This is a genomic window from Streptomyces sp. NPDC058534 (assembly GCF_042717365.1).
Classification (GTDB): Bacteria; Actinomycetota; Actinomycetes; order Streptomycetales; family Streptomycetaceae; genus Streptomyces.
In genome coordinates this window covers 1-8972 of record NZ_JBHXNW010000071.1, presented here as the reverse complement: position 1 = coordinate 8972, position 8972 = coordinate 1, and the positions used below count along the sequence as shown (strand labels likewise).

The window sequence follows — 8972 nt, the reverse complement described above, 5'->3', positions numbered from 1 at the left end:
GCGAGCGCCCGCGAGCGTGCGGGCGCGCGCTGCGCCGCGCGCCGCGCGCCCCCCCCCCCCCCCCCGGGGCTGTATCAATGTGCGGCTCCGCCGCGTGAGCGCGAGCAACCACGAACCACCCGCGGTCGGCGTACTACATCAACCTCACAGAACGCACTCCGCCTCCGCATACCGCGCATCCGGCACCGTCTTCAACGACTCGACCGCGTCAGCAAGCGGTACCATCGCGATGTCCGTCCCACGCAGGGCCGTCATCATCCCGAACTCCCCACGATGCACGGCCTCCACCGCATGCCACCCGAACCGCGTGGCCAGCACCCGGTCGTACGCCGTCGGCGTACCCCCGCGCTGGACGTGTCCGAGGATCACCGGCCGGGCCTCCTTGCCGAGCCGCTCCTCCAGCTCGATGGAGAGCTGGCGCGCGATCCCGGCGAAGCGCTCGTGCCCGTAGACGTCCTTGCCGCCCTCGTCGAAGTCCATGGTGCCCGCCTTCGGCTTGGCGCCCTCCGCGGCCACCACGATCGCGAACCGCTTGCCCGCCGAGAAACGCTCGCCGACCTTCGCGGTCAACTCGTCGATGTCGAAGGGCCGCTCCGGGACGACCACGGCGTGGGCGCCGGCCGCCATGCCCGAGTGCAGCGCGATCCATCCGGTGTGACGGCCCATGACCTCCACGATCAGCACCCGCTGGTGGGACTCGGCGGTGGTCTTCAGCCGGTCCAGGGCCTCGGTCGCCACGGTCACGGCGGTGTCGAAGCCGAACGTCACGTCGGTGACCGCTATGTCGTTGTCGATGGTCTTCGGCACGCCGACGATGGGCAGGCCGTTGTCCGACAGCAGGCGGGCCGCCTTCAGGGTGCCCTCGCCGCCGATCGGGATGATCGCGTCCAGGCCGAGTTCCTCGACGTGGCCGCGGGCGCGCTCCACGCCGTCCCGCAGGTGCTCGGGGCGGACGCGGGAAGAGCCGAGGATGGTGCCGCCGCGGGCCAGGATGCCGCCCACCGCGTCGAGGTCGAGCTTCAGGTAGTCGCACTCCAGGAGGCCCTTCCAGCCGTCCCGGAAGCCGATGACCTCGTCGCCGTGGTCGACGACGGCGCGGTGCACGACGGACCGGATGACGGCGTTCAGGCCGGGGCAGTCGCCGCCGGACGTGAGGACACCAATGCGCATAGCCCGAAATACCTTCTCAACGTGGCACGGGTCCGGACCGCGCTGTCCGGCTCGATCCCCGCCACCCTAGCGGCATCGGGGGCCGGGACCGAACCACACGTCCGCCTACTGGACGTGCCCGCTCACCTGTGCGGATGACCCATCAGACGGGCCCGCCCGGACCCGGTCAGGCAGGCTGCTGCGCAGCTGTACCTACGCAGGCTGCTGCGCAGCTGTACCTACGCAGGCTGCTGCGCAGCCGCGATGCGCTCGTTGCGGAGCGCCTCGTACCAGCGGTCGTCGGTCGGCGGCAGTGCGTTCACGTCGAGGGCCAGCTTGAGCAGCAGGTCCGCGATCTGCGGGTTGCGCGCCAGCACCGGGCCGTGCATGTACGTACCGAAGACCGTGTCGTTGTACGCGCCCTCGGTGCCGTCGCCCGTGCCGTTGCCGTTGCCGAAGCGGACCTGGGAGAGCGCGCGCGCGGTGGGGCCGAGGTGGGTGACGCCCTGGTGGTTCTCGAAGCCGGTCAGGGGCGGCAGCCCGAGGCGCGGGTCGATGTCGGCGAGGACGTCGCCGACGCAGCGGGCGCCCTCGCCGCGCGTCGAGACCACGTCGAGCAGCCCGAGGCCCGGCTCGCGATGGCCCAGGTCGTTGATGAACTCGTGGCCCAGGATCTGGTAGCCGGCGCAGACGGAGAACACGATCGCGCCGTTCTCCACCGCCCGTTGCAGGCCACCGTCGCGGCGCAGCCGCTCGGCCGCGAGCCGCTGCGGGCGGTCCTCGCCGCCGCCGATCAGGTAGATGTCGCCCGAGGTCGGGATCTGCTGGTCGCTGCGCACGTCGAGCCGGGCCACGTCGAGGCCGCGCTGGCGGGCCCGGCGCTCCACCACGAGGGCGTTGCCCTGGTCGCCGTACGTGCTGAGCAGGTCCGGGTAGATCCAGACGATCCGCAGTTGGTTGTCGCTCACGAAAGTCCCCTGAAGTCTCGCGGTCAGTTGCCGACGCGGCGGCGCAGGTCCTGGAAGGCGGTGTAGTTGGCGATGACCTCGATCCGGCCGGGCGGGCACAGCTGCACCGCCTGGTCGAGGTCCTCGCACACCTGGAACTGCTGGTTCGCGACCTCCAGACGCACCGCGAGGTCCAGCTTGCGGTCGCCGACCACGCAGATCGGGTGGCCGGTCAGCCGGGTGTAGTCCACGTCCCACAGCCAGGAGGTGTCGGTGCCGTCGGCGCCGCGGGCGTTCACCGAGAGGATCACCGGCGTGGGCGGCGGGTCGATCAGGGAGAAGGTCTCCAGCCAGCCCGCCGGGTTCTTGGCGAGCAGCAGACGCAGGTCGCGGCCCTGGAACTGGACGACGTCGTAGCGTCCGGCGACCGCCTGCACCTGGTACATGCGCTCCAGGGCGACCTGCGGCGGCACGCCGAAGACGGCGGCGACGGCGGCCGAGGAGGCGGCGTTGGCCTTGTTGGCGCGGCCCGGCAGCTGGAGGTGGATCGGCCAGGCGGAGCCGTGCGGGTCGAGGACGTGGTCGCCGGAGAGGGCCCAGCTCGGCGTGGGACGGCGGAAGCCGCACTCGCCGCAGAACCAGTCGTCGCCGGGACGCTGCATCACGCCGCCGCACGCCGGGCAGGACCAGGCGTCGTCCTTCCACATCTGGCCGGCGGCGACCCAGATCACGTTGGGGGAGGAGGACGCGGCCCACACCACCAGCGGGTCGTCGGCGTTGGCGACGATCACGGCCTTCGAGCCGGTCAGGCCCTCACGCCAGTTCTCGGCGAGCATGCGGGTCTCGGCGGCGCGGTCCAGCTGGTCGCGGGAGAGGTTGAGGAGCGCGATGCACTTCGGCTCGGTGGCCTGGGCGACGCCGACGAGGTACTTCTCGTCGACCTCGATGACGCCGTACCGGGCGTCCGAGCCGGCCGCGAGGGCCGAGGTGATGCCGGCCGGCATGTTGGCGCCGAGCGCGTTGGACACGACCGGCCCCGCCGCGCGCAGCGCCTCGGCGATCAGGCGGGTGGTGGTGGTCTTGCCGTTGGTCGCCGAGACCAGGGTCACGTCCAGGTGCTGGGCGAGCCGGGCGAGGAGGTCCGGATCGAGTCTCAGCGCGACCTTGCCGCCGATCACCGAACCGCTGCCGCGCCCCGCGGCGCGCGAAGCCGCCGCGACCGCCTTGCCCGCGGTCACGGCGATCTTGGCCCGGGGCGAGAGCGGGTCCGAGTTGCCTGCCATCAGTTCTCGATCCTCCTTGCGTACGCGCCGCGCCTGAAGCCTGACGGCCACGTGGTGTGGACCTCAGCCTACCGAGATCCGTTCGCACTCCCGAATCGCGGCACCGGCCACGGGGCTCCGGCGGTGGGCGCGGCCCGCCGGGGGACACAGGGACCTTACTCTTGCCGCCATGCGACACAGCTCCATCCCGGGCGCCCACGGGCGCGTCCGCCCCCTCGGCCTCCTGGGCGACCCCGTCCTGCACGCCCCGTGCGAGGAGGTGACGGACTTCGGTCCGGAACTCGCGGGGCTCGTGGAGGACTTGTTCGCGACCATGTACGCCGCCCACGGTGTGGGCCTGGCCGCGAACCAGATCGGCACGGGGCTGCGCGTCTTCGTCTACGACTGCCCGGACGACGAGGACGAGCGCCACCTCGGCCACCTGGTGAACCCGCGGCTCGTCGAGACCGGCGGGGTGGTGGTGCGCGGGCCGGAGGGCTGTCTGTCGCTGCCGGGTCTGGAGGCCGGGACCGAGCGGCACGACGAGGCCGTCGTGACGGGTTTCACGGTGACCGGGGAGCCCGTCACCGTGCGCGGCACGGGGTTCTTCGCGCGGTGCCTCCAGCACGAGTGCGATCACCTGGAGGGGCGGGTGTACTCCGAGCGCCTGTCGGGCCGGCGCCACCGGCGGCTGATGCGACAGGTGGCGCGGGCCTTCTGGCACCAGCGCTGAGTGCGGGAGCCCGTACGGCCGCGGGGCGCCGTCAGAAGCCGGGTCCTCCCGCCTTGTCCCCGGCCGCCGCCAGCCGGCCCCACAGCAGGTCGGCCAAGGTGCTCACCAACTCCGCCCTGGAACAGGGGCGTTCGCCCAGCCACCAGTCGCCGGCGGCGTGCATCATGCCGACGATGCCGTGCCCCCACACGCGGGCCAACTGCTGGGTGCCGGGGCCGACGTCGAGGCGTTCCTCGATGACCTGGGCCAGTTCCTCGCCCATCCGGCGCAGCAGCGGGGCCGAGTGCTTGCCGACGTCGAAACCCTGGTCGGCCTGGTCGGCCGGGGTGGCGATGCCCTCCGCCGGATGCATCAGGAAGCGGTACACCTGCGGGCGTGCCTCGATGGCCGCCAGATAGGTGTCCAGGGTGGCCTCGACGCGTTGCCGCCGCTCCGCCGGGGCGTCCAGGGCCGCCCGCAGCGAGGCGAGGAGCGCGTCGGTGTGCCGGACGGCGAGGGCGGCGTACAGTCCGCTCTTGTCGCCGAAGTGGCGGTAGAGGATCGGCTTGGTGATGCCGGCCTCGGCGGCGATGGCGTTCATCGAGGCCTGGGGACCGTCGCGCAGCACCACCCGGTCGGCGGCCTCGAGCAGCTCGCGCCGTCTGTGGTCGGCGGACCGCTGCTGGTCGGCCCGCTGTGTGGTGTCCATGTGCTCTCCCCACCCGTGCTGTTTCGGTGACGCCGTCGCAAACTAACACCCGCGGGGCGCCCGGCATCGAACGGGAGGGCGACGGGGCCTCGGGAGTTGACTTTTCCTACCGACCGGTAACAGACTCGGGTTACCGCAAGTAACAGTACGGGCGTCACTGGAGGGGACATGGCCGAGTTCACCATGGAGCTGAGCGACGAACAGAAGGAGGTCCGGGACTGGCTGCACGGCTTCGCGGCCGACGTCATCCGCCCCGCGGCCGCCGAATGGGACGAGCGTGAGGAGACTCCCTGGCCGGTCATCCAGGAGGCCGCCAAGGTCGGCGTCTACTCCCTCGACTTCTACGCGCAGCAGTACTTCGACTCCACCGGCCTCGGCATCCCCATGGCGATGGAGGAGCTGTTCTGGGGGGACGCCGGCATCGCCCTGTCCATCGTCGGCACCGGCCTCGCCGCCGTCGGCGTCCTCGCCAACGGCACCGAGGAGCAGATCGGCACCTGGATCCCCCAGATGTACGGCGACGTGAACGACGTGAAGGTCGCCGCCTTCTGCTCCTCCGAGCCGGACGCGGGCTCCGACGTGGCCTCCATGCGCACGCGCGCCGTGTACGACGAGGCCAAGGACGAGTGGGTGCTCAACGGCACCAAGACCTGGGCGACCAACGGCGGCATCGCCAACGTCCACGTCGTCGTGGCGGTCGTGGACGCGGAGCTGGGCTCCAAGGGGCACGCCTCCTTCATCGTCCCGCCGGCCACCCCGGGGCTGTCCCAGGGCCAGAAGTTCAAGAAGCACGGCATCCGCGCCTCGCACACCGCCGAGGTGGTCCTGGACAACGTGCGCGTCCCCGGCTCCTGCCTGCTCGGCGGCAAGGAGAAGCTGGACGCCCGGCTGGCCCGCGCCCGGGAGAAGGCCAAGCAGGGGGGCGAGCGCGTCAAGAACGCCGCGATGGCCACCTTCGAGGCTTCGCGCCCGGCCGTCGGCGCCATGGCCGTGGGCACCGCCCGCGCCGCGTACGAGGAGGCGCTGGAGTACGCCCGGACCCGTGAGCAGTTCGGGCGGCCGATCATCGACAACCAGGGCGTCGCCTTCCAGCTCGCCGACATGCGGACGTCCATCGACGCGGCCCGGCTGCTGGTGTGGCGGGCCTCCTGGATGGCGATCAACGGAAAGCCGTTCACGGCGGCCGAGGGGTCGATGTCCAAGCTGTTCGCGAGCGAGACGGCGAAGAAGGTGACCGCGCAGGCGGTCCAGATCCTGGGCGGCAACGGGTACACGCGGGAGTACCCCGTGGAGCGGATGCACCGGGACGCCGCGATCTACACGATCTTCGAGGGGACGAGCGAGATTCAGCGGCTCGTCATCGCGCGGACGCTGGCGGGGGTGCCGATTCGTTGAGCGCCGGTGGGGTCCTGTGCGACGCGGTCCGCGGGTTCGTCGTGGCTGGTCGCGCCCACGCGGCGGAGCCGCACATCGATACAGCCCCGCGCCCCTCAGGAGGACGGGCCGCTGCTGTGGGCGATGCACGCCACGTCGATCCGGTCGGCCAGCTTGGCCAGCTCGATGGTGAGCGCCGCGACCGTGTCCTCGTCCAGGCTCACCTCGCCCGCCTCCACCAGCCGCAGCCACCGCCCACCCACCGTGCGCAGCAGCTTGCTCACGTCGGACGCGGCGACCTGAAGGGTGCCGCGGTCGTCGACGATCAGAGGCAGGGTCACTTCGCGGTTCACAAAGGGGATCGTAGTCGCGGAAGGCTCACGCTCCGTGCCATACGGTGGTGATGTTGCAGAACTCCCGGATTCCGTGCCCGGACAGCTCACGCCCGTAGCCCGACCGCTTGACCCCGCCGAACGGGAACGCCGGATGGGACGCGGTCATCCCGTTGACGTACACACTGCCCGCCTCCAGATCCCGTACGAAGCGGTCCACGTCGGCGTCGTCACGGGTCCAGACGTTGGAACTGAGCCCGAAGTCCGAGTCGTTGGCGATCAGCACCGCCTCGTCCAGGTCCGCCACCCGGTACAGCGTGGCGACGGGACCGAAGGCCTCCTCACGGTGGATGCGCATCCCGCGCGTCACGTCGGCCAGTACGGTCGGCGGGTAGTACCAGCCCGGGCCCTCGGGGCGTTCGCCACCGCACAGCACCGTCGCACCGCCCCGCTTCGCGTCGTCGACCAGCTCCACGACGTCGTTCAGGCCCTGCTCACTGGAGAGCGGCCCGACCTCGGTCTCCTCGTCCAGCGGGTCGCCGACCGTCAGCGCCCTCATGCCCGCGGTGAAGCGCTCCACGAACGCGTCGTACACGTCCGTGTGCACGATGAACCGCTTGGCGGCGATGCAGGACTGCCCGCAGTTCTGCGTACGCGCCGTCACGGCGACGTCGGCGGCCCGGTCCACGTCGGCGGACGGCATGACGACGAAGGGGTCGCTGCCGCCCAGCTCCAGCACCGTCTTCTTGATCATCTCCCCGGCGGTGGCGGCGACCGCGCGGCCGGCCGGCTCGCTGCCGGTGAGGGTGGCGGCCCGCACCCGCTCGTCGCGCAGGACGCCGTCGACGGCGCCGGAGCCGATGAGCAGGGTCTGGAAGCAGCCCTCGGGGAAGCCCGCCCGGTGGAACAGGTCCTCCAGGTACAGGGCGGTCTGCGGCACGTTCGAGGCGTGCTTGAGCAGCCCCACGTTGCCCGCCATGAGCGCGGGCGCCGCGAACCGGATCACCTGCCAGAGCGGGAAGTTCCACGGCATCACCGCGAGCACCGGGCCCAGCGGCCGGTAGCGGACCAGGGCCCGGGAGGCGCCGGAGTCCTTCACGTCGGACTCGGCGGGCTCCTCGTCGGCGAGCAGCCCGGCCGCGTGGTCGGCGTACCAGCGCATCGCCTTGGCGCACTTGGCGGCCTCCGCGCGGGCCTGCTTGACCGGCTTGCCCATCTCGGTCGTGATGACCTTGCCGATCTCCTCCTGGTCCCCCTCCAGGAGGTCGGCGGCCCGGTGCATGAGCCGGGCGCGCTCGTCGAGCGCCGTCGTCCGGTACGTGCGGAAGGTGGCCTCCGCGAGCTGGATCCGGCGCTCGATCTCCTCCTCGCCCATGGCCTCGTACGTCCTGAGCGTCTCGCCGTTCGCCGGATTCACCGTCGCGATGGGCATGACCGACCTCCTGGGTGCTGGCTCGTGCTTCGACCCTGGCGCGTGGCGCGGGGTGCCGCAACGCGGACGGGTCCGGTGCGGGCTCTTTCCGCACCGCGTCGCCTCTTGTCAGTGCGAGTGCTCAGCCAGCCGGTCGAGAAACGCGGCCTGTGCCTTTACGATCACCTCGCGGGCCCGGTCCACCGGGAACCACGCGACCCGGTCCAGCTCGGGGAACTCCTGGGTCCGGCCCGATCGCGGCGGCCACTCCATGCTGAAGGTGCCGGGTACGACCGTCGCCGGGTCGAGGTCGGCCTCGACGGCCCAGACCGTGACGACCTTCCCACCCGCCTGCCGCACCTCGCCCAGCGGGACGGCCGCACCGTCGGGCGGCGGCAGCCCCAGCTCCTCCTCGAACTCCCGCCGGGCCGCGCCCCAGGCCGGCTCCGCGGGGTCGTACTCGCCCTTGGGGACCGTCCACGCGCCGGCCTCCCGGCGGGCGTAGAACGGGCCGCCCATGTGCCCGAGGAGCACCTGGAGTTCCTCGCCGTGGCCGCGGCGGTGCAGCAGCAGGCCCGCGCTGCGCCTCACGGGGCGACCCCCGGGTGCGCGGCGAGCAGGGTGTCCACGGTGTCCGCGTCCTCGGGGCGCTTGTCCTCGCGGTAGCGGACCACGCGGGCGAAGCGGAGGGTGACGCCGGCCGGGTAGCGGGTGGAGCGCTGGAGGCCGTCGTAGGCGATCTCGACGACGAGTTCGGGGCGTACGGTCACGCCCCAGGGGTGTTCCTCGACGGCCAGCTGCCCGAGGCGCTCGGTCTGCCAGGCCAGCAGCGCGTCCGTCATGCCCTTGAAGGTCTTGCCGAGCATCGCGAAGGAGCCGTCGGCGGTGCGGGCGCCCAGGTGGAGGTTGGAGAGCCTGCCGGTGCGGCGGCCGTGGCCCCACTCGGCGGCCAGCACGACCAGGTCGAGGGTGTGGACGGGCTTGACCTTCAGCCAGGACGCGCCGCGGCGGCCCGCGCTGTAGCCGGCGTCGAGCCCCTTGACGACGACGCCCTCGTGGCCGCGCCGCAGCGTCTC

The 8972-nt window shown here is 72.1% G+C and carries 9 protein-coding genes and 1 pseudogene; 2 read left to right on the top strand and 8 right to left on the bottom strand.

Annotation, left to right across the window (positions count from 1 at the left end; all coding sequences use genetic code 11):
• Positions 1-144 precede the first annotated feature (144 nt).
• From ACFWR9_RS32795 to ACFWR9_RS32785, 3 genes are all read right to left on the bottom strand, one after another.
• Positions 145-1170, bottom strand: coding sequence for a 6-phosphofructokinase (locus tag ACFWR9_RS32795; protein WP_352153540.1), 1026 nt, complete (start codon positions 1168-1170; stop codon positions 145-147).
• A gap of 218 nt (positions 1171-1388) precedes the next feature.
• Entirely contained in the window at positions 1389-2117 is a 729-nt protein-coding gene (locus tag ACFWR9_RS32790) for a type 1 glutamine amidotransferase (protein ID WP_383848489.1), read from the bottom strand.
• Positions 2118-2140: 23 nt separating this feature from the next.
• Positions 2141-3379 (bottom strand): MurT ligase domain-containing protein, encoded by a 1239-nt coding sequence (locus tag ACFWR9_RS32785; RefSeq protein ID WP_383848487.1) that lies wholly within the window; start codon positions 3377-3379, stop codon positions 2141-2143.
• 169 nt (positions 3380-3548) lie between these two features.
• On the opposite strand from ACFWR9_RS32785, the gene def reads away from it, so the two are divergent.
• Complete coding sequence (gene def / locus ACFWR9_RS32780) at positions 3549-4091, top strand: peptide deformylase (protein ID WP_383848485.1); 543 nt, start codon at positions 3549-3551, stop codon at positions 4089-4091.
• A gap of 31 nt (positions 4092-4122) precedes the next feature.
• Here the strand turns inward: def and ACFWR9_RS32775 are convergent, their stop codons facing one another.
• Positions 4123-4779: a TetR family transcriptional regulator gene (locus tag ACFWR9_RS32775; RefSeq protein WP_383848483.1), complete on the bottom strand. Its 657-nt coding sequence runs from the start codon at positions 4777-4779 to the stop codon at positions 4123-4125.
• A 168-nt stretch (positions 4780-4947) separates the two neighbouring features.
• On the opposite strand from ACFWR9_RS32775, the gene ACFWR9_RS32770 reads away from it, so the two are divergent.
• Complete coding sequence (locus tag ACFWR9_RS32770) at positions 4948-6174, top strand: acyl-CoA dehydrogenase family protein (protein WP_383848480.1); 1227 nt, start codon at positions 4948-4950, stop codon at positions 6172-6174.
• Positions 6175-6269: 95 nt separating this feature from the next.
• Here the strand turns inward: ACFWR9_RS32770 and ACFWR9_RS32765 are convergent, their stop codons facing one another.
• The 4 genes and pseudogenes from ACFWR9_RS32765 to ACFWR9_RS32750 all read right to left on the bottom strand — a co-directional run.
• Positions 6270-6506 (bottom strand): DUF6213 family protein, encoded by a 237-nt coding sequence (locus ACFWR9_RS32765; RefSeq protein WP_064726681.1) that lies wholly within the window; start codon positions 6504-6506, stop codon positions 6270-6272.
• A gap of 25 nt (positions 6507-6531) precedes the next feature.
• Positions 6532-7917, bottom strand: coding sequence for an NADP-dependent succinic semialdehyde dehydrogenase (locus ACFWR9_RS32760; protein ID WP_383848477.1), 1386 nt, complete (start codon positions 7915-7917; stop codon positions 6532-6534).
• A gap of 108 nt (positions 7918-8025) precedes the next feature.
• The gene (locus tag ACFWR9_RS32755; RefSeq protein WP_383848475.1) at positions 8026-8487 is read right to left on the bottom strand and encodes an NUDIX domain-containing protein; all 462 of its coding nucleotides are present in this window, start codon (positions 8485-8487) and stop codon (positions 8026-8028) included.
• Positions 8484-8972 (bottom strand): annotated as a pseudogene (locus ACFWR9_RS32750) (ATP-dependent DNA ligase); the annotation flags it as partial. The pseudogene ACFWR9_RS32750 and the gene ACFWR9_RS32755, both read right to left, overlap by 4 nt.

What these genes read in the sequence shown, in the direction of transcription:
- def (WP_383848485.1), top strand. Translation starts at nt 3,549, where the DNA reads ATGCGACACAGCTCCATCCCGGGCGCCCACGGGCGCGTCCGCCCCCTC.
- ACFWR9_RS32770 (WP_383848480.1), top strand. Translation starts at nt 4,948, where the DNA reads ATGGCCGAGTTCACCATGGAGCTGAGCGACGAACAGAAGGAGGTCCGG.
- ACFWR9_RS32785 (WP_383848487.1), bottom strand. Translation starts at nt 3,379, where the DNA reads ATGGCAGGCAACTCGGACCCGCTCTCGCCCCGGGCCAAGATCGCCGTG.
- ACFWR9_RS32795 (WP_352153540.1), bottom strand. Translation starts at nt 1,170, where the DNA reads ATGCGCATTGGTGTCCTCACGTCCGGCGGCGACTGCCCCGGCCTGAAC.
- ACFWR9_RS32775 (WP_383848483.1), bottom strand. Translation starts at nt 4,779, where the DNA reads ATGGACACCACACAGCGGGCCGACCAGCAGCGGTCCGCCGACCACAGA.
- ACFWR9_RS32760 (WP_383848477.1), bottom strand. Translation starts at nt 7,917, where the DNA reads ATGCCCATCGCGACGGTGAATCCGGCGAACGGCGAGACGCTCAGGACG.